Source organism: Clostridium sp. FS41, assembly GCF_000954015.1.
Classification (GTDB): domain Bacteria; phylum Bacillota; class Clostridia; order Lachnospirales; family Lachnospiraceae; genus Enterocloster; species Enterocloster citroniae.
This window is the reverse complement of the sequence record NZ_JYHN01000058.1, coordinates 64796-85398: the sequence shown is the minus strand read 5'-3', so window position 1 is coordinate 85398 and position 20603 is coordinate 64796. Positions and strand designations below refer to the sequence as shown.

General features: G+C 50.7%; 20 protein-coding genes and 1 pseudogene. 3 read left to right on the top strand and 18 right to left on the bottom strand.

What is annotated here, in order from left to right:
• Positions 1 to 56 precede the first annotated feature (56 nt).
• The 18 genes and pseudogenes from CLFS41_RS12140 to CLFS41_RS12055 all read right to left on the bottom strand — a co-directional run.
• Positions 57 to 374 (bottom strand): annotated as a pseudogene (locus tag CLFS41_RS12140) (type II secretion system protein E); the annotation flags it as partial.
• A 50-nt stretch (positions 375 to 424) separates the two neighbouring features.
• On the bottom strand, positions 425 to 1237 hold the full coding sequence (locus tag CLFS41_RS12135) for an AAA family ATPase (RefSeq protein ID WP_045092432.1): 813 nt from the start codon (positions 1235 to 1237) through the stop codon (positions 425 to 427).
• A 1-nt stretch (position 1238) separates the two neighbouring features.
• Positions 1239 to 2066, bottom strand: coding sequence for a Flp pilus assembly protein CpaB (gene cpaB / locus CLFS41_RS12130; RefSeq protein ID WP_045092431.1), 828 nt, complete (start codon positions 2064 to 2066; stop codon positions 1239 to 1241).
• Positions 2067 to 2221: 155 nt separating this feature from the next.
• Positions 2222 to 2647 (bottom strand): A24 family peptidase, encoded by a 426-nt coding sequence (locus tag CLFS41_RS12125; RefSeq protein ID WP_045092430.1) that lies wholly within the window; start codon positions 2645 to 2647, stop codon positions 2222 to 2224.
• A complete protein-coding gene (locus CLFS41_RS12120; RefSeq protein ID WP_024345959.1) occupies positions 2637 to 2867 on the bottom strand; it encodes a DUF6133 family protein in 231 nt (76 codons plus the stop codon). Before CLFS41_RS12120 ends, CLFS41_RS12125 begins: the two co-directional genes overlap by 11 nt.
• A gap of 63 nt (positions 2868 to 2930) precedes the next feature.
• Positions 2931 to 3326 (bottom strand): SpoVG family protein, encoded by a 396-nt coding sequence (locus CLFS41_RS12115; protein ID WP_045092429.1) that lies wholly within the window; start codon positions 3324 to 3326, stop codon positions 2931 to 2933.
• Positions 3319 to 3654, bottom strand: a complete 336-nt coding sequence (locus tag CLFS41_RS12110) for a SpoVG family protein (RefSeq protein WP_045092428.1) — start codon at positions 3652 to 3654, stop codon at positions 3319 to 3321. The genes CLFS41_RS12115 and CLFS41_RS12110 overlap by 8 nt, the downstream gene beginning before the upstream one ends.
• Positions 3655 to 3713: 59 nt before the next feature.
• Positions 3714 to 4274: a YodL domain-containing protein gene (locus tag CLFS41_RS12105; protein ID WP_045092427.1), complete on the bottom strand. Its 561-nt coding sequence runs from the start codon at positions 4272 to 4274 to the stop codon at positions 3714 to 3716.
• A 30-nt stretch (positions 4275 to 4304) separates the two neighbouring features.
• Positions 4305 to 8360, bottom strand: coding sequence for an S-layer homology domain-containing protein (locus CLFS41_RS12100; RefSeq protein WP_045092426.1), 4056 nt, complete (start codon positions 8358 to 8360; stop codon positions 4305 to 4307).
• A 52-nt stretch (positions 8361 to 8412) separates the two neighbouring features.
• Complete coding sequence (locus tag CLFS41_RS12095) at positions 8413 to 9000, bottom strand: hypothetical protein (RefSeq protein ID WP_045092443.1); 588 nt, start codon at positions 8998 to 9000, stop codon at positions 8413 to 8415.
• A gap of 3 nt (positions 9001 to 9003) precedes the next feature.
• A complete protein-coding gene (locus tag CLFS41_RS12090; protein ID WP_045092425.1) occupies positions 9004 to 9288 on the bottom strand; it encodes an AbrB/MazE/SpoVT family DNA-binding domain-containing protein in 285 nt (94 codons plus the stop codon).
• Positions 9285 to 9722: a hypothetical protein gene (locus CLFS41_RS12085; protein ID WP_045092424.1), complete on the bottom strand. Its 438-nt coding sequence runs from the start codon at positions 9720 to 9722 to the stop codon at positions 9285 to 9287. The genes CLFS41_RS12090 and CLFS41_RS12085 overlap by 4 nt, the downstream gene beginning before the upstream one ends.
• A gap of 42 nt (positions 9723 to 9764) precedes the next feature.
• Positions 9765 to 10694 (bottom strand): DNA adenine methylase, encoded by a 930-nt coding sequence (locus CLFS41_RS12080; protein ID WP_045092423.1) that lies wholly within the window; start codon positions 10692 to 10694, stop codon positions 9765 to 9767.
• 4 nt (positions 10695 to 10698) lie between these two features.
• Complete coding sequence (locus tag CLFS41_RS12075; protein WP_045092422.1) at positions 10699 to 10902, bottom strand: hypothetical protein; 204 nt, start codon at positions 10900 to 10902, stop codon at positions 10699 to 10701.
• Between the two features lie 141 nt (positions 10903 to 11043).
• Positions 11044 to 11370: a hypothetical protein gene (locus CLFS41_RS12070; protein ID WP_033165225.1), complete on the bottom strand. Its 327-nt coding sequence runs from the start codon at positions 11368 to 11370 to the stop codon at positions 11044 to 11046.
• Positions 11371 to 11770: 400 nt separating this feature from the next.
• A complete protein-coding gene (gene rlmD, locus CLFS41_RS12065) occupies positions 11771 to 13174 on the bottom strand; it encodes a 23S rRNA (uracil(1939)-C(5))-methyltransferase RlmD (protein ID WP_045092421.1) in 1404 nt (467 codons plus the stop codon).
• Positions 13175 to 13381: 207 nt separating this feature from the next.
• Positions 13382 to 14335: an HD domain-containing protein gene (locus CLFS41_RS12060; RefSeq protein ID WP_045092420.1), complete on the bottom strand. Its 954-nt coding sequence runs from the start codon at positions 14333 to 14335 to the stop codon at positions 13382 to 13384.
• 98 nt (positions 14336 to 14433) lie between these two features.
• Complete coding sequence (locus tag CLFS41_RS12055; protein WP_007865821.1) at positions 14434 to 15777, bottom strand: trypsin-like peptidase domain-containing protein; 1344 nt, start codon at positions 15775 to 15777, stop codon at positions 14434 to 14436.
• A 190-nt stretch (positions 15778 to 15967) separates the two neighbouring features.
• Here CLFS41_RS12055 and CLFS41_RS12050 point away from each other — a divergent pair, with 190 nt between their 5' ends.
• The 3 genes from CLFS41_RS12050 to CLFS41_RS12040 are packed head-to-tail and all read left to right on the top strand — an operon-like array spanning position 15968 to position 20571.
• On the top strand, positions 15968 to 18406 hold the full coding sequence (locus CLFS41_RS12050) for an endonuclease MutS2 (RefSeq protein ID WP_007865818.1): 2439 nt from the start codon (positions 15968 to 15970) through the stop codon (positions 18404 to 18406).
• 43 nt (positions 18407 to 18449) lie between these two features.
• Complete coding sequence (locus tag CLFS41_RS12045) at positions 18450 to 19160, top strand: response regulator transcription factor (RefSeq protein WP_007865817.1); 711 nt, start codon at positions 18450 to 18452, stop codon at positions 19158 to 19160.
• A 4-nt stretch (positions 19161 to 19164) separates the two neighbouring features.
• Positions 19165 to 20571 (top strand): HAMP domain-containing sensor histidine kinase, encoded by a 1407-nt coding sequence (locus CLFS41_RS12040; RefSeq protein ID WP_045092419.1) that lies wholly within the window; start codon positions 19165 to 19167, stop codon positions 20569 to 20571.
• Positions 20572 to 20603 lie beyond the last annotated feature (32 nt).

Genomic DNA, 20603 nt, shown 5'->3' with positions numbered 1-20603 from the left:
TTTGTTACATTCTTACGTTTAGTGCCTAACCTTTTCAGCTAGGAACGTGTCGCACCATCAATTTCCTCAATGCCCTCCCCGAAGATGTACTTGGTCAGGAAGGAAAATTCGGCCATTTCAGTATAAAGCGCGTCAGTGAGCTGGTTCTCGGTCATTCCCGCCACTGCTACCCGATTATCCTGCAGGTACTTGGCAATGTAGCGCTTGATCTGCTCCTTTCGTTCACCATTGCTGCCATCTGTAATGAGTCCCGCATATTGGGAGGAAATGTGGGCCTGAACCTCCCGCAGGACTGCGGCAAATTCACGGGTATTTGAGGATGAAAAAAACAGGCTCTGAGAGCCTGCCGCAGTTTGTGTCTTATCTATTTTCATGACCGGAGCAGATACCAGTTGTTGGTCTGCATTTCCAGGCTTCTTTCGGCTCATACACCAAACACCTCCTTTGCTATTTTTTCAATCTCCTTGCGAAAACCCCGGCTGTCCTTGAGGCTCAGCTCCCCAAACAGATTTCCGCACAGAGCGAGATTCTCCAGCTCATAGGAATGAGGAAGCTGAAACACCACATTGCCCAGCACCTGTTCAATATGCTCTCCTGCCTGATTGGAGCGTACATTGGATGCCACCTTATACTGCTTATCTGCATCCCATTTCTGATCCTTCAGCAGGGGCAGCTGGCTGGATAGGTAGCTGATGGATTTTAAGTCGCAGTTTACCAGACGAAGAACGGAGTCCGCCTCCAGAAGAGAAACTGCCGACAGAATGTCGTGAGCAATATAGCTGCCACAGTCGACGATGATGTAGGGTGCGATATCCCGTAGGTGGTCGATCAACTCTGCCGCCAGCTCCTGGCTGTAGGGCGGATAGGTGAAGACATTTTCGCCCTTGAGCATACCGATCATGGTCAGGTTGCCGATTTTCTTATGGGTCACACAGTTCTGTTCAATGAGCAGATCACTTACATGGGTGGCGGCAAGGATACTGCCAAGAGAGCGTTCGCACTCCAAGTCACCAGGTGGGCAGATGCAGGGAAGCATGGGGGCGGTCATATCACACAGCAGCAATGCCACGTTCTTTTTATGTTCGGCAAGGTACTTGGCAAGACGCACACTGACGGTGGTCTTTCCACTGCCGGGGCTGCCCCATACTGCCAGCACCTGAACATCCTGTTTCGGTTCCTCCGGCAGGGTTTCCTTTTTATCTCGGGAGAAAAGGCTTCCCTTCATAAAGTTCAGCATGTTATTCACCTCCTGCTTCAGTGGCAGGAGCCTCCGTTTTAGCAGATGGTTCTGTGCCGGAAGGCTGTGATGCCTGAGTATCGCCCGATGCTGTCAGTATGGGATACAGCTTGGCGATAACCTCATCCTGCAGATCCGTAAACTGAACGGCATTTTCCTTGGAACCTCTGAAAACGAGAGAAAGGTGGAGCTTTCCGTCCGATTCCAGCGCTGCAAGGATTTTTGCTTGTTCGGGCGATACCAGCAGTGTCACCGTAGAGGGAAGCTCCTTTTCATCCTCATCCTCTGAAATCTCTCCGGTGTCTGTGTCATACCCGGTGCTGGCCGTGACGCCGATCACCTCTACATACGTCAGTTCTGGGGGGATGACTGTGGCGCCTTGTTTTTTATAGTCCGGTGCAATGACCGAGACAATATCGCCTGAGATGAGTTTGCCGGAAAGCCCCTGGGCAAAGTTTTTAATACTGACTGAAATGGCCTGCTTGTCACCATTTAAGCTGTACAGATAGGCATTTTCGGCAGCTGGAACGTCAGATAGCTTGTCGGTAAGGATATAATCTCCGGGAAACAAATCCACTTCGGCATATTTGCCGATTACTGAGTCGGTCTGGCGCAGTAAGTTCTCCGGCAGGTTATATCCGCCCACCTCCACCGTTTGCACGATATCCTTTGTGATCTGGTCACCGGCTTTGATCTCCTTTACCACCCGGACAATACTTGTTTTCTGCGATACGCTTTGGTTAAACAGCGGAGTAAGCGCAAAGCAGATGAGTAATGAAAGCGCGATGCAGAGTACCCCCAGCATCGTGCGGTTTTTCAGAAAACTCATAAAGACAATTCCTCCTTCTTTCTATTAAAATTCGGATTAGAATCAAAAAAAGCGGCGGTTTCGGAATCTGCGGATAAGCAGTGCTGTAACTGCAGCAACCGGAACAGCGACACAAGCGACAGTGAATAATGTTTTTTTCATGGGATAGCCCTCCTTCAAAATAAAAAATAGGCTGCAAGACAGCCAATGGATAGAAAAGGCGCGAGAGGGTATGCCCTTGGCACAGTCCTCCCGCGCAGTTTTTGGATTATAAAACACAGCGCATGAAACAGAAGAAGCAGGATAAGTCCTGCCGCTAACGCTGTCATTCCGTTGTAAAAGCCCAGCACCAGACCGGAAGCCGCCATGAGCTTGATATCCCCGCCACCCATGCCGCCCCATAACAGGGCAGCACTGAGCAGGACGAGGCTGGGAATCAGACCAAGCAATTTTTCCGGCGTGAAATCAAGCAGAGCGGTCAGGGCGATGCATAGGCAAAGCATGTCGGGGACGATCCGTTTGCAGATATCCCAAGCGGATACCGCAGTCAGCAGGACAATAAAAAAGCCGCCCTGCAGCAGGAGCAACGGATCAGCCACCATAATTGAACATATCAACGATACGCTGTTTTAATGTAGGTAGGACGGTCTCACCGAACAGTGCATACAATCCGGCCAGCACCAGAGCACCAATGACAACAGCCATAAGGATCTTGATTGCCGTGTCGACGAAATTTTCCCCGTCCTTTCTGCGGAGCAGAGCCTGTGCTTCCAGTGCCTTTGTAGTGAGCTTATTGCTTACCTTGGATACGAATTTTTTCATTGAAATGACCTCCATTTTATTTTATTTGGTTTTAAGTATTGGTGAATGGTTGACATGGTGAGACTACAGCCCCGCCATCTGCATGCCGGGCTGCTGCTCCGGCTGGGATGCCTGTTCCATCAGCTGTCTGCCCTGGGCCTGACTCTGTGTCAGAGCTTGCTGGTAAGCGTCAACTACCGCTTGGTTGAGCTGTTCGCGGAACTCCTTGGTGACCGGGAAGCAGATATCCTTGTACTCGCCATTGCCAGCCTTATAGCTGGGCATGGCAATGAACAGTCCTTTGGTACTGTCCACGATTTTCACGTTGCGGATGGCAAAGCAGTCATTTAGGTTGACTGATGCATACGCCCTGACATTGCCGTCCGGACGAATGGAGCCGATCTTCACGTCGATTTTCATGGGGAGTGGCTGTTCAGCGGCGGTCTGTGCTGCTTTCTGTACAGTTTGTGCTTTACTCATGAGTGATTCCTCCTTCTTCAGATTCTTCTACTTGCAGGGTCTGCTCCCCGGCCTGCAGGAGTGCCTGTCGGTATGCTTCCAGTACCGCTTCATTGATCTGCTCCCGAAGCTCTTTTACGATAGGAAAGCAAGTGTCCCGGTACTCACCGGAGGCACTTCTGCGGCTTGGCATAGCGGCAAACAGGCCAGTGGGTGTTTCGATGACCTTCACGCCCCGGACAACAAAGCAGTCTGCCAGCGTAATGGATGCAAAGGCTCTTACCCTGCCATTCAGGTGAATCGTATTGATACGGGCATCGATTTTGATGGGTGTCGATTGCTGGTTCATGTGTTTTCCTCCTTCATTTTAAGCAATAAAAAACAGCCCGATGGCTGTGTTGTTTGTAGCTACAGATTCATTTGCGGTCCCTGGATTTGTTCCTGATCCGGCGCTTGAAACGAGATTTCCTTGAAGCCGAAGGTATCACAGTAGTGAAAGGTGCTGCCATTTTTGTCATACAGCTCCAGCACATCTGACATAGATAGGCTGTGCCCCTCGTAGCCGGGTGGGTGGTCGACATTGAATTTGGTATAGAGCTCTTCCAGTGCATTGGTATCCACCTCGCCGTCATACACCACCTGGTAGCTGGCGGAGTCTGGTTCCCCGAAGCGTCTTGTAAATTCATCATAGCTGATGAATTTCATCATCACATCCGTTTCAGGTGCAATCTGCCACACACGGCAGCGCTTGAGCAGTGCAGCGTTGCCCTCTGGATCGAGGGTTCCCGCCGCCAGACGCTCGAAGGTGCCGGGTGTCCATTCCACTTCCAGTCCCTTTTTTTCTGTGAGATAGGATTTCAGCTCATCGGTTTGGAACATGGGATCGACCACGGCATTTTCCCCGGAGAGATAGCCTGCCGTGTTTCCGTAGTACAGAATGCGGTTGTTTTTAATCTGAATATTACTCATGAAAAAGTCCTCCTTTCCGGGTGTGGCTAATTACTGAAAGAAAAACTCCACACTGTAGGTAATGTTGGATTTGTTATACATGCAATCATGGTTGGTGTAGTAATAAAACTCCAGCTGACTATAGATGCCGGGGGAAAGGGAACGGCTGAAAGTGATGCCGTTGGTGGTAGTTCCGTAGTCGAGCTGATCCCACTGTCCGGTCAAGGTATTGTATCCGCGCACACGTCCGTAGTCATTGCCGGAATGCCCGGAAACAGGCGGCACGGTGAAGGTGTAATTGGTAATGGTCGCGCCGGAGATGCCCTGCTCCAGAATGACTGATTCGGGGCCTGTCAGGGTCATGCCGCCGCCGCGATTCGGGTCGGCTACAAAGAATACAATCGCTGCCCAGGGAGATTCGGCGCCGGTGGAGTCCACCGCTTTCACTCGCACCACGTTTTTCCCTAGCGGATATGCGGTACTTGTCTGCGCAGGACGGCCTTCCCAAATATAGCTGATTGCATCCCCGTCGGGGTCTGTGCTGGAGGCGGTAATGGTAATGGCAACTCCGGGAGCCACGCTGTTTCCGTTTGGTGTGCGGGCAATCACCGGGGTACTGGGTGCGGAATTACTCACAGTGAAGGTGATATTTGTCCAGTCAGAGTATAGCCCCCATGCATCTTTAGCACGAACCTTTACGGTATGAGCGCCCACGGCATAATAGCTGTCGGTAGTGTTGCCGGAGTATTCCAGAGTGACAGCATCCCCATCCGGGTCGGTAGCCGATGCAGTAATATTCACCCGCAGCTTACCATTTTGAGCCGTGCGGGTAACGGAGGCGCTTCCGGTTGGTTTGTTCGGTGCATTGTTGGTGATGGCGACATTCTGAGCATAACTGAAGATGCGCCCTGTGCTATCTGTGGTGCTGGCAGTCAGAACATAGCTGCCTGTGGCGCTGATGGTAATATTGCCGCCACTGTTTACGAGACTTCCGGTATAGGATGCCGGACTGCCGCCCTTGGTCAGGGACCATACAAGATTTCTACTATCCAGTCCGGTGGCTGCCGGCAGGGATACATTAAAACCGGAGCCGATATGAACGGAGGACGGCACGGTAAACGGGAAGCTGGCAAGAGGCTTGATTGTTCCTGCATTTGAAACAAAAGTAAACTTGCGGCCGTTTGTATCTGTTGCTTCTACAATCATCTTCACGGTGATTGTCTTGTTGGTAGAGGTATGCAGATTTCCACCATTCTTGGTCAGAGCACCTGTTGCATACTCGGTATAAGGTCTGGCGGCTCCGCCATCAATAGAAAGAAGCCATGCCATATCCATTTCCGCAAGCTCCGAGCCCGAAGCGGTAACCGCCATGGAGTCCCCGCTGTAGGTCAATGCAGGAACGCTGATGCTCATGGTCGGGATAGGATAGACAGTAAAATCCCGGCTTTTTTCATAGGTGCGGCCGGCAGGGTCTGTCATGGTCAGAACCAGCTGATAGGTTCCCTTTGCAGAAAAAGTAAGGGAGCCACCTTCTTCTGTCAAGGAACCAGAGGCATAGGAGGCATAAGGCTTGGCTTCGCCTGCGTCCTTGCTGATTGTCCAGTTAGCAGTGAGGTTCTCCAGATCCGTACCGGTGACGCTGACCGCCCCAGCTTCTCCTGCATACCATACCTGAGGTACATTCAACGTAACTGACGGTACAGGATAGACTGTTGTAGCTGCTCTGTAAGAAAATACACGGTCAAGAGCGTCTGTCATGGAAGTGGTCAGGGTGTAGGTTCCGACATCCTTAAAGCGGATTTTCCCGCCGTAAGCATTCAGACTGCCTTCCAGCGTTTCGCTAAGCTCAACCGACTCCCCATCTTTTGTAAGTACCCATTCTACCGGCAGCGTATTGTTATTGCCGCGGGTACGCAGGTCAAGGGTGCGGTCGGTATGGGTGGCATCCGGCAGCTCAAAGGAAAGGGTCAGCACTGGCAGGACTTCAATTTTTCCGCCATCCTCATACAGGAACACACGGCCGGTTTCGTCGGTAATCCGGGCAATGAGTTCATAGCTTCCTGCATGCTTGAATCGGATCGTCCCTCCGCTATTTGTAAGCGTACCGTCAAGATAAGTCGCAAGATCCTGGAATCCGAAGCTGTTCTCCAACAGCCATTCCACCTTTAAGCCATTCAATTCCACAGTTTGGGGAATCACTGACACAATGGAATCTGTATGATCGGTTCCCGGCAGCTGGTAGGTGATACCCGGTACCGGATAGACTTTAATGGGGGCAGTATAGCTGTAGCTTCTGCCTGCAGGGTCCGTAAAGGCGGCTTTCAGCATATATTCGCCCTTTTCCTTGAATCGGACTGTGCTGTCGCTACCAGTTAGAGTTCCTTCCACGTAGTCCGAGAGCGTGACCGCTTCACCATTTCGAGTCAATGACCACTGGATTTCAGCAGTCCCAAGATGTTGGAATGATGCCTGTACCTGAACACTTTTGTCGGTATGAGTGATTTCAGGAAGGTAGAAGCCAACGGAACCTACCGGGTAAATCGTAACAGCTTGCGATGCTTCAAAGGTTCTGCCTGTTTCATCGGTCAGCGTTCCGGTGAGACGGTACACGCCTTTGTCCTTGAAACGAACTTTGCCGCCTTCATCGGTCAGGGAGCCTTCCAGTTCCTCTGCGATTTCAGCCGCCTCTCCATTCTTCATAAGGCTCCAAACCACAGGCATATCATCTGCATTTAGCAGTGTGGTGGAGATTTTAAGCTCTGTATCAGTATGGGCTGCTTCAGGAAGCGCAAAGGTAATCTCTGCAACGGGATAGACTGTTGTACTTTCCGTATGGGTAAAGCTGCGGCCAGTTTCATCGGTCAGGGATGCTGTAAGTGTCTGTTGTCCGGAATTCTTGAACACAAAGGTGCCGCCCTCATTTCCAAGCGCACCATCCAGCATATCGGTAAGAGCTGTTGTTTCACCGTCTTTTTCTGCCGTCCACATGATGTCATGCCCATAAAGAGCTTCCAGCGCATAGGACAGCGTCACCGATTTGTCTGTGTGGGTGGTTTCCGGCAGGGCGAAGGTCAGGTCAATCACCGGGTAGATCGTCACCGTTTTGGATAGCACGGTTTCCTTTCCTCTGACGTTTTTCGCTGTTGCGGTCAGGGTATATTTACCCGGCTCCTTAAACTGGAGTATACCGCCCTCCAGACTGAGCGTGCCGGCATCTGTCAGTTCTTCCGGCTGCTCGGAGCCGTCCACGGCAGTTTTACTCAACGTCCATGTAAAGCTCTGCATGTATTTCCATACCGGCATGACTTTGATTTCAGTATCGGTATGTGCGGTTTCGGGAAGCTCAAAACGCACCTGCGCATCCGGGTAGGAATAGGGGCCTCCGCCGGAACTACCACCGGAGCCGCCGCCGGAGCCGCCGCCGGAGCTTCCTGAATCATCATCGTCATCCGAATTTCCGCCGGGTGTCGGTGTTGGTTTTACAGGATCGGGCGTATTAGGCGCGGGTGTTGGCTTGGGTATTTCCGGTGTGGGGGTAGGTGTTGGAAGAGGTTTCGTTTTATCAATCAGATCCTTAGCCTCACCCTTGGTAACCGGATCGTTCGGCTTCAATTTTCCGTCAGAATTTTCTCCGGTAATGCCATCCTCTTTGCCGATAATGACATAGCCCTTGTCGCCATTCTTGATGTCCTTGTCATCGTCATAGCCGCTGTGTCCCTGGGTATTTTTCGCTTCCTCATCCTTTCCGCTGATACGCACCAGCATCTTGATGATTTCAGCACGGGTGATCGGATCATCGGGATGGAAGCCATCCGGATAGTCAGCAGGGTCAATGATGCCTGCATCAATCAGCGCCTCAATGTACTTTTCCGACCAATGTCCGTCAATATCAGGGAAACTGGCCGGGTCTTTCTCCACGTCCTTTGTGTCCAGCGGGATATCCCGCACCATAATAGTAGCGAACTCACCACGGGTGAGGATCTCATCCTCCGGGATAAACAAATCGGGACGCTGTTCCATAAAAACAAAAATCCCGCCGCCGATCAGCAGCAGGAGGAGAATGAGGATGGCGATTACGCCAACCCTTCCCTTTTTCTTTTCTGCCATGAGAATACCTTCCTTTCAATTTTTTATAAAAGGAGCCAAAGTCTGCAACGCGTTACAGCTTCAGCTCCATGCCGCCATTTTGTTCCTGTTCTTTGCGATGTGCATCCAGTATCTCCTGCGTTGGATAGATGAGTTTACCATCCACCATATCAAAAACGCAGAAATCATCCCGGTCGCAGACCATGATTCGATGCTGATATTCCTTCTGCAGGTCGATGTAGTCCTGCACCTCCTTGGGGCTGCAAAGCCACACACCGGAGGTATAGCGGCCATCCGGCAGAAAGCAATAACCGCTGTACTGAGGCTCATGATTTTTCAAGTCCAGCGCTCCTGCCGGACGAATCTGTGAGAGCTGGAGTCTGGCATGGTCCGTAAGAATTTCAGGCTTTGCAATGCCGAGAATGTCACTGCGGTTCCAGCGTATCTGTTCGCCATCTGCCAGGGATACGGCAAAGACCGCACGTCCACTGGGGTTGGGCTTGCTGCCAAAGCCTCCGGTACAGAAATACAACTGATGCTCCGTACTGCGGAAGGCTTCCGGAAGTGCGTCCGCACTCAGCACCACAACCTTTCCCTCCAGTGAGATATCATATCCGGTCTGCTGGCAATCCTGTGAAGTTAAAAGCTTTTTTTCATCCACCAATTAATTCTCCTTCCTTTGCTTGAGCAACCCGGTCAGATCGGTGATGAGGCTCAACTGTGTGTCATCCGACATACGCTTGATGGCAGCGCGTACATAGGCTTCCACCGCTTCAGGGGACTGGTCGCCCACCTCGATAAGCTCCACCTTCTGAATGCTGACTGCACCCTGACGGACATTCAGCTTTACGATATCGCCGTAGTCCAGTCCGGATGCTGAGCGCATGTCCTTGGGAATCAGCACTCTGCCCTTACTGTCGATAATGCGGTATGTGTTTTTAGCATTCATACAAAGTAACCCTCCTTTCTCATAACCTCCCGAACGGTATCGGGGTGAATACCAAGCTCTTGAAAGAGCCCGGTCAGCTCCTCTGGCAGTTGATTTAAAATATCTGAGGCAAAAATGACAATGGCGCCGTCCCCACAGATGATTTCCAGAGCACTGTCGGCAGGAATTCCCGCATCCTCCAGCAGCTCTGCCGGCAGATTCAGACCGTCCTCGTCATCTGCTTCATCCTCGTCCTCCGGAGCATCCGACAAAGCGCACAATGGTACGGCAACCTCGATGCCGGATTGGGTAAGTAAAAGCAGAGGGGCTGATTCCTCCGCCTGGGATGCAAGAATGACATTGACCTGATCACCAGGTGTCAGCCCTGCGGGAATTGCAGGAAGCGTCAGAAATCCCTGGGTATCGACGACCGCTTTTGTTTTCATAATTTTCATAGAATGTTTCCTCCTTCATTAATACCCCTTGCGGGAGTTGGGTTATTGGTCAAAGAAAAGACCGGTGTCAAAAAGATTGAGCTGTGATGGCATATCCCGCAACCTTTCGCCAGTATCATAGTTGGAAATCAGCACCTCGGCGTACTCACTTCCATTGTCATAGCGCTGCGCCAGATTATTGAGACGGCTGACCGATTCGATCTGGAAGTCTTTATACAGCTCCCTGATGAATTCGCAGTCGTTATAGCTGACCAGAAATTTACCCTTGCAGGCTGTCAGCGTATCCCGCAAACGGTAATGATCCTCCTTTCTGAATTCAACAGCATAATGTCCTTCTGTCTGATAATAGGGAGGATCGCAATAAATGAAAGCATTTTCTCTGTCGTACTGTCGGATGAGGTCTTCAAAGTCCTTGTTCTCTATGACCGTATCCTTTAAACGAACATTGGCCTGCCAGAGCAGGTGAAAGGCTTTCCGGATATCAAAGGGCTGACAGCCGAAGCTGGTGCATCCGCTTCCGTAACTGTATCGAATGAGTTTATAGAAGGCGGCGGCGCGCTTCACATCATTCATGACTGCTTTCTCTGTAAGAATCTGCCGGATATCTTCATGCTCAAGTGGGGAGAGAGATCGCCCGGCAAGCTCTAACTCCTTTGCCAGATACTCACTGGTGAATTCCTGCTTCTCCAAATACCTGCGAAGCACGCCAAACTCATCTCGCCCATTCAGCGGCAGGAAGTTCAGTTCCTGAATCAGTGCAAGTGTTTGCTCCTTAGCACACCGGAACATGTTCGTTAGGTCGTAGTTAAAATCGTTGTACACCTCCATGGCGGTATCAACCGGCCGACCGAACAGCACCCAGCCCCCGCCGCCGAAAACCTCAATATACCGCCCGAACTCTTTGGGCATTCGCTGATAGATTAGTTCCCGCAGTGCTTTTTTTCCGCCTACCCAGCTGATGATGCTGTTCATTTTTTCACCTGCCTTTACTGCGGCGGTTGATGGCATCAACATCCGTTTTCATACAGGTTCCATCCGAACTCCAGCAAATGAAACCGATACGGGGATAAGGACAGCCCTCGCAACGGGAACGCTCGGCTGGCAGCGGCACGCCATAACGTTTTGGGGGACCGGTTGCTCCCGCACCCGGCTTTTCTAATGGATTTGCTTTTTGATTCATGGTTTATGCTCCTTTCGCTGAAAACAAAAAAGGCGCCGCCTTTTTCCAAAGACGACGCCTCATGTTTTCTTATTCTGTTTATCATAGTTGATTCAGGAAAAAGAAAAAGCGCCTTTCAGTTTCAGTTGAAGCCAAAAGGCGCTACATATTAAGTTGCATCCCTTGACCGGGATAGATAATAACGAGACGGGAGGCTTGTAGTTCCACCACTTCACCAGTTTCAATCATTTCACGATGCAGAGCAATCCAACTTAAATCCTCCGCACCAGCAGGTTCGGGAGGACCGTGCCCGTAACGAAAAGATTTGGCGATCACGGCGATGTACTCTGATGCACCACAGTCCTCAAGAAGCTCCGTGTATAGATTGGACCGTTGTATGTCCTCTACCTCCGGAATACCGCTCATAATTCCAGCATCGCGAATTCCTGTATTGGTTTCCAGACCAATGATAGAAAAAATTTTGCTCATGATGAATTTGACCTCCTACATTTTATATTTTCTGTGTCATAAAAAATGGGAACAAAAAAAGGCTAAGTCTGCAGGTCATTAAAGTTGACCTGAAACTTAGCCTCTTAATTTTTAACTGATAATATATTCACTTCTGCAAATCAATATAAAATTTCATTTCATAGTTGTGTAAGCTCTGAACTGTCTTGTAATTTCATCATCTTGTTATGGTCGTATGACACCCTTACGAAGAATATTATCCCGGTTTTTTTTAGCTACCTTCTCTTAACCCAAAACTATCGCATTTTCTTAAAATCATCTATGTCATCTGTGGAAGGGGCAAAAAAACGGGGTCAAAAATCGCATTTTTTGAGCTCTGAAACCAGTCGTTTTTGAGCCAAAAACCACAACATCTTGTGGTCTAACCCTTGGTTTTCTTATCTGAACCACAATACGTCATCATTATCACTGCTTCAACATGCACCGTCCCAGGAAACATATCACAACATCTCACCTTCTCCACCTCATATCCCCCATCAGCCAGATACCTCAGATCCCTGGCCAGCGTAGCCGAATCGCAGCTCACATAGACCACCCTCTCCGGCTGCATTTTAAGTATCGTATCCAGGCAGACCGTATCACACCCTTTTCTGGGTGGGTCCACCACGATCACGTCCGCGTGGATCTGGTTTTTCTCATACTGTTGGGGAAGTACCTCCTCCGCCTTTCCCACAAAGAATTCCACATGATCCATCTCATTGACAGCCGCATTCGTCCGGGCATCCTCAATGGCCTGGGGCACGATCTCCACCCCATAGACCTGCTTTGCTTTTTGGGCCAGGAACAGGGAAATGGTCCCGATGCCGCAGTACAGATCCCACACCGTCTCATTTCCGCTAAGATTTGCATACTCCAGGGCGGTTTTGTACAGCTTCTCCGTCTGCACGGGATTTACCTGGTAAAATGAAAGCGGGGAGATCTGGTACTGCACATCCCCGATATAATCCCTTATATACCCAGGCCCATATAGGTTTACGATCTCCTTTCCCATGATCACATTTGTCTGTTCCGTATTGATGCTGTAGGAAATACTGGTCATCCCTTTTACCTGGCGCAGCATTTCCACCAGGCGCTCCTCTCCTGTCCCCGCGTTCTTCCCTGACAGCTTTCTCCCGTTGATCACCAGGCAGACCATGATCTCCCCGGTCTTAAATCCCTTTCGGATCAGCGCATGTCTCACAAGACCTTTATGACCGGTCTCGTCATAGGGCTCCACCCCCTGTTCTTCCATGAACCGTTTGATGATCCCTAATATCTCCTGATTCTCCTCCACCCCCAAGAGACAGTCATCATTTTCTATGATGTCGTGGGTACGGCCGGCATAAAATCCCGCTATGATCTTCCCATTCTTGTCCCTGCCAAAGGGGAACTGTGCCTTGTTGCGGTATCGCCATGGATGTTCCATACCCATGATGGGCAGCATGTTAATTTCCTCCCGGCCAAACCTTCCGATCCGCATCAGATTGTTAAGCACCTTCCGCTCCTTAAACCGAAGCTGCTCTTCATAGCTCATGGACTGAAGCTGGCACCCGCCGCACCGGCGTGCCACGGGGCAGGCCGCCTCCACCCGGCTGCCGGACGGTTCCAGCACCTCCATCAGGCGTGCAAAACCATATGATTTTTTCATCTTCATGGCTTTTGCACGGACCACATCCCCTATTACCGTGTCCTTGATAAACCAGATGTAGCCATCCAGCTTTCCCACCCCTGCGCCATCCTCACTCATGTCCTCTATCACAACCGTAAATTCCTGGTTCTTTTCCATTATACATCTCCTGCCTTAACGTTCTTGCCCATGGATTTCAGGCAAATTTTCATTTAAAAAGCTGAAAACATCAACGCGCGTTTGATTTTTTCTTCCACCACTCCTCACGCCCCGTGTTTTCAGCCTTTTCCATTCATTCTATTGCCGAAATTTTTCTATTGCCGAAATCTTTTTATTGTCGAAATTTTTCTGCTGTAAAAATCTTTCTTACTCCGAAGTCTTCCTGATATTTGTCTCCAGCAGCCTGTTGTATCCCAGCCAGCCTTTATTATCATTTCCAGCATTGCCTGCATTCAGCGCCTCGATCATGGTCTCCATCTTGGCATCTGTATTATCCGCAAAGTTCAGGGCCAATGCCTCTAACAGAGCCGGTTTCTTAGGTGAGCCGTATTCCAGCTCTCCGTGATGTGCCAGGATACAGTGCTTAAGCTCCAGAGCCAGCACCTCCGGGAATCCCGGAATGGCACGTATACCCCTGCTCACCATCTCGGTACCAATAATAATATGCCCCAGCAGCTGGCCGTCATCCGTATAATCATTCTCCGGGAAACGGGACAATTCCTTTGTCTTACCGATGTCATGGAAAATGGCTGCTGTCAGCAGCAGATCCCGGTTGAGCTGAGGATAGTAGGAAGCATAATAATCACAAAGCTTTGTCACGCTCAGGGTATGCTCCAAAAGTCCGCCCACAAATCCATGATGGACGCTTTTTGCAGCGGAGTGGAACTGGAATGCCTTTGCAAAGGCCGGGCTGTCCACAAAATAAATACTTAACAGCTTCTGAAGATGCTGGTTCTTCACGGATCTTATGTAGCCCAGCAGTTCCTCATACATCTCCTGAATATTCTTCTTGGAAACCGGCAGATAATCCGCTTCCACGTACTCCCCTTCCTGGGCCTTGCGGATGCGGCGTATATTCATCTGGTTGGAGCTTTGGAACAGGGTAATGTCCGCCTCCACGTGAACATAATCCATGGTTTCAAACTCTCCCACGCCGGGCGAACCCAGGTCCCAGATCTTGGCATCAATGGTCCCTGTCTTATCCTGAAGCACCAGATTGCCGTACTCCTTGCCGCTCTTTGTCAGTGCAATCTGCTTGTTCTTGCACAGGTACACATCCGCAATGTGCATGCCTTCCCTGAAGGTGTCAATGTGTTTCATTTTTACTTCCTCGTCTTTCTGATATGTTTAGTACTGCATTGCATAAGTTTGAATGACTATATTAAATGACTATACAATAACGCAGCCAGGCGTCTGAACTACCTGGCTCCGATGGTTACTGGAAATTCAATTTCTTTATATTCATCTTTCCCGTTGCGCAGTACGGCTACCTTGATCTTGTCGCCCACATGAAGCTTCTCCACCTGGTTCTGGAAATCCTTCATATTACCCACCTGCTCACCGTTCATCCAGGTAATGATGTCGCCTGCCTGTATGCCCGCATTATACGCCGGTCCGTCTGTAATGGATGCAGTGACATAAATGCCGTAAGGCATGCCGCTGTCCTCCATGGCCTGATTTACCTCCTGCCCCTTAATGCCGAAATACGGAGCTGAAATCCCGTTGATCAGCATGGAAAGGATCCCCTTATAATCAGACACAGCCACCACCGTGGTCATCCGGCCGGAGTCCTCATCATCATATTGATCCGTAACCCATCCGATCAGTTCACCGGATGTATTGACCAGAAATGTTCCTGCATCCGCATCCCCATTGGCATCTGTGTAGAAAAAACGGCTTGTACCATCCACGGTCTGCACATTGCGCACAACATAGGAAATGTTGCCGTAATCACTGGAATGCACGATCCCCGCAGGAGCGCCCACTGCCACCACCAGATCTCCCTGCTTTACCGAGTAGGAATTTCCTAGTTCAATGGCCTCTACCTTCTTAAACTGCTCGCTGTCCATCTGGGCCGCATCCACACTTATCACAGCCAGACCGGCGATGGTGTCGCTCTGCTTCACCGTGCCCGGCATCATGGTATTATCCGGGAACGCAACTTCAATGGAATCCGCTGCCTTCACCGCCTGCCCGGGAGCCAATATAAGGATTTCAGCCCTGGTCCTGGCAATGATAATTCCGGAGAACTGTCCTGATGTCTCAATAGGATTATCAAACCAGTCCTTTTCATGCTGTATGGAATGCACCACCACCAGACTGTCGTCCGCATTAACGGCAATGGCACGAAGGTTGCTGTATAATTTATTCAAATCGTCAATGGAATACCGGTACTTCTCCATCTCGGAGCGTACCATCTCATCCACAGGCTCTGTCTGGGCCGGTTCCGCTTCGGAGGATTCCTCTGCCGTAGTGGCCTGGGTGGTCTCCGGATCATCCTTGGGAATGGTGATCTGACTGCTCTCCTCAGGTGTTTCCTGGCCCAGCAGACGCTCCGCCACGGGACGGCTCACCACAAAACAGATAGCCGACAATACGCCGAACAACACAGCACAAAATACAGTCAGCAGGATCTTCCTGGCAACCTGACGCCTGGACAGGGGCTGACGGACAATTTTTTCATTGATAAAGCGGTGGGACTTGTCCGGCTCATGGTCCTGCTGGTTGGTATTTCTATGCTGGTCTGCATGTTTATCCGCCATAGTACTCCTCCCTCACGAAGAATCTCATTTTCTATTATACGTTTCTTCCAGATATTATGCAAGATTTTATATATGAAAAGATCGTAAAAAAGATAGTAAATATCATTTTTTATGGTATAATTTAAATGTCGCCTTTTGGAAAAAGGCCCTTTTTAATCCAGCATCTTGACATAAATTATAGGTGGATCATATGAATTTGAAAGCATTAAAAACGTTAGAATACGATAAGATAATCAACCAGTTGACAGAATATGCGGCGTCCCCTCTGGGAAAAGAACTCTGCCGCGGCCTTGCCCCTTCATCGGATCTGGAAGAGATCCGCACATGGCAGGCGCAGACAACTGATGCAGTTACAAGAGTCCGATTAAAAGGCACCACTTCTTTTGCAGGCGTCAGGGACATCAGGGACTCATTAAAACGTCTGGAGATCGGAAGTTCCTTAAGCATACCGGAGCTGCTCTCCATCAGCTCCAACATGACCGCAGCGGCCAGGGCCAAGGCCTATGGCAGGCATGAGGCAGAGGACGATGGCAGCCGGCAGGACGGAATCGACACATCCGATTCCCTGGAACCTCTGTTTGCAGGTCTGGAACCCCTCACCCCCCTGAACAACGAGATCAAACGCTGTATCCTCTCCGAGGACGAGGTGGCGGATGATGCCAGTCCCGGATTATCCCATGTACGCCGGTCCATGAAGGTGATCGCCGACCGCATCCATACACAGCTGAATTCCATCCTCAATTCCAACCGTTCCTATCTTCAGGACGCGGTTATCACCATGAGGGACGGGCGCTACTGCCTTCCCGTCAAATCCGAATACAAGAACCAGGTGTCCGGCATGGTCCACGACCAGTCTGCGACCGGCTCCACTCTGTTCATAGAGCCCATGGCCATTATCAAGCTGAACAATGAAGTGCGCGAACTGGAGATCCAGGAACAGAAGGAGATCGAAGCTGTCCTGGCTTCTCTCAGCAATCAGGCCGCGCCCTTTATTGAGGAGCTTAAGATGAACCAGGAGCTGTTGTCACAACTGGACTTTATCTTCGCAAAAGCAAGCCTGGCGCGCCGCTACAAGTGCAGTGCCCCTGTATTTAACAACCGCGGTTTTATCCATATCAAGGACGGGCGCCATCCGCTGCTAAATCCCCAGTCCGTGGTTCCCATCAATGTATGGCTGGGAAAGGATTTTGACCTGCTTATCGTCACAGGCCCCAATACCGGCGGCAAGACCGTGTCCTTAAAGACCGTGGGGCTCTTTACCCTCATGGGCCAGTCAGGGCTGCACATCCCGGCCTGGGAAGGATCCGAGCTGGCAGTGTTTGACGAGGTGTTTGCAGATATCGGCGATGAACAGAGTATTGAACAAAGTCTCAGCACCTTCTCCGCCCATATGACTAATATTGTCCGCATTTTAAGCGAAGCTGATGCACGCTCCCTGTGTCTTTTTGATGAACTTGGCGCAGGAACAGACCCCACAGAGGGTGCTGCCCTGGCCATTGCCATCCTTTCCTTCCTGCACAACATGAAGTGCCGCACCATGGCCACCACCCATTACAGTGAGCTGAAGGTGTTTGCCCTTGGAACACAGGGTGTGGAGAATGCCTGCTGTGAGTTTAACGTGGAGACACTGCAGCCCACCTACAGACTGCTGATCGGCATTCCCGGCAAAAGCAATGCATTTGCCATTTCCAAGAAGCTGGGACTTCCGGACTATATCATTGAGGACGCCAAGAACCATCTGGAAGCCAAGGATGAGTCCTTTGAGGACCTGCTGTCCAGCCTGGAGTCCAGCCGCCTTACCATAGAGAAGGAGCAGGCGGAGATCAATACCTACAAGGAAGAGATCGCCAAGCTCAAATCCAGGCTCACCCAGAAGGAGGAGCGCCTGGACGAACGCAAGGATAAGGTGATCCGGAATGCCACCGAGGAGGCCCAGCGCATTCTGCGTGAAGCCAAGGAGACAGCGGACCAGACCATCAAACAGATCAACAAACTGGCTGCCAGCAGCGGTGTGAACAAGGAGCTGGAGGAACAGCGCGCCAAGCTGAGGGACCAGATGAAAAAAACAGATGAGAAACTGGCGGTTAAGGCCAAAGGCCCCAGCCAGCCCATTTCTCCCAAGAAACTGAAAATCGGCGATGGCGTCAAGGTCCTGTCCATGAACTTAAAGGGCACGGTAAGCACCCTGCCCAATGCCAAGGGCGACCTTTATGTGCAGATGGGCATACTCCGCTCCCTGGTAAACATTAAGGACCTGGAACTCCTCAATGAAAAGGACATAAGCGCTACCCTGGGTGACGGCTCCTCCTACAGCTATGGCGGGAAGTCCCCGGCCAAGGGCAAGGGAAGCGGCTCCAGCCAGATCAAGATGTCCAAGTCCGCATCCATTTCCACGGAAGTGAACCTCATAGGCATGACCACTGATGAAGCCCTTCCTGTCATGGAAAAATACCTGGACGATGCCTACCTGGCCCATTTGCAGAGCGTGCGCGTAGTCCATGGGCGCGGTACAGGCGCCCTAAAGAACGCGGTGCACAAGCGTCTTCGCCAGTTAAAATACGTAAAGGAATTCCGCCTTGGCCAGTTCGGAGAAGGGGACTCCGGCGTAACTATTGTGACCTTCAAGTAAATGATCACCCAACTAAAACTGACCCAAAGAGGAGGAATAGAACATGGCAGAGAAGCAGAGAATTCTGATTGTGGATGATGATGCAAATATTGCGGAATTAATCTCCCTCTACCTGATGAAAGAGTGTTATGAGACAATGATCGTGGGAGATGGTGAGGAAGCGCTCAGGGTGTTCCCTGAATTTAAGCCCAACCTGGTCCTTCTGGACCTGATGCTTCCGGGCATGGACGGATATCAGGTGTGCCGGGAGCTGCGGTCCGCCTCTCAGGTACCGGTCATCATGCTGTCGGCCAAGGGAGAGATTTTTGACAAAGTCCTGGGCCTGGAGCTGGGGGCTGACGATTATATGATAAAACCATTTGACTCCAAGGAACTGGTGGCCAGGGTAAAGGCCGTGCTGCGCCGCTACCAGGCGGCTCCCGCTCCCATGCCCTCCTCCACCCAGCAGCAGGGGGAGTATGTGGAGTATCCGGATCTGATTGTGAACCTGACCAACTACTCCGTGATCTACATGGGCCACTCCGTGGAAATGCCGCCAAAAGAGCTGGAGCTTTTATATTTCCTGGCATCCTCACCCAACCAGGTATTCACCAGGGAACAGCTTCTGGACCACATCTGGGGCTATGAGTATATAGGCGACACCCGCACCGTGGACGTACATATCAAACGTCTCCGGGAAAAAATAAAAGATCATACCAACTGGGCCATCACCACTGTGTGGGGAATCGGCTACAAATTTGAAGTAAAGAGGTAACACGATGACCCGTTCCTTATATTCCAAGTTCATACTGGGATACCTGATATTCGGGCTTTTAGGGTTCATCACAATCGCCACATTTTCATCGAAAATGACACGCGACTATCTGGTGAGATACCAGGCGGATGCCATGTATGACGAAGCCAATATCATTGCATCCTCCTGCAGCACCATGTACCAGGGCAAGCGTCTGGACTCCGAGGAGGTCACCTCCCAGATCCGGGCTCTTTCCAAGTACCTGCGGGCCGAAATATGGGTTGTCAACCGGCAGGGGACTGTTGTCATGGACAGCCAGGGCAGTTCCCGGGTCCAGACCACCATCACCAATTTTGACCCCACTGCAGTGGGCAACCGATCCTATTCCATGGGCAACTATTATGGGTTATTTAAAGAGGACGTACTCAGCGTATCCGCTCCCATCACAGGGAATTACAACACCTACGGCTACGTTCTGATCCATCTCCCTCTGAGTCAGATCACCCAGTCCCAAAATGATATCCTGAACATCCTCTACATCACATCCGCCATTGTGTTTGCTTTGTCCTTGATCATCCTTTTGGTATTTACCCAGACCGTATACCTGCCCCTGCGCAAGATCACCTATGGCGCCAACGAATATGCCGCAGGCAATCTGGATTACAGGATTGAAGTAAAAACCCATGATGAGGTGGGCTATCTGGCCAACACGCTGAACTACATGTCTGATGAGCTGAATAAGATGGAGGAGTACCAGAAAAACTTCATTGCCAATGTTTCCCATGATTACCGCTCACCGCTGACTTCCATCAAAGGATACCTGGAAGCCATCCTGGACGGCACCATTCCCAGCGAGATGTACGAGAAGTATATTTCCCGTGTTATCTCAGAGACAGACCGCCTGCACAAGCTGACTGAAAGCATGCTGACCCTGAATTCACTGGATGCCAAAGGTTACCTGTCCCGCACAAACTTTGACATCAACCGGGTCATCAAGGATACGGCGGCCTCATTTGAGGGCACCTGCGATGCCAAGAATATAAGCTTTGAACTCACATTCTCCGACAGCATCCAGATGGTGTTTGCGGACCTTGGGAAAATACAGCAGGTCCTCTACAATCTCATTGACAATGCGATCAAATTCAGCCATCACAACTCCACCATCTATATACAGGCATCAGGCCGGTATGAGAAAATATTCGTATCAGTGAAGGATACGGGGATCGGCATCCCAAAGGACAGCCAAAAAAAGATCTGGGAGCGTTTTTATAAGACGGACCTGTCAAGGGGCAAGGATAAAAAAGGCACCGGGCTGGGGCTTTCCATCGTGAAGGAGATCATCCAGTCTCACGGGGAAAACATCGATGTGGTAAGCACGGAAGGGGTAGGCACGGAATTTATCTTCTCCCTCCCCCGCTCCACCAACCTTTAATAATTTGTAAGACATTTCCTGGAATAATGTGA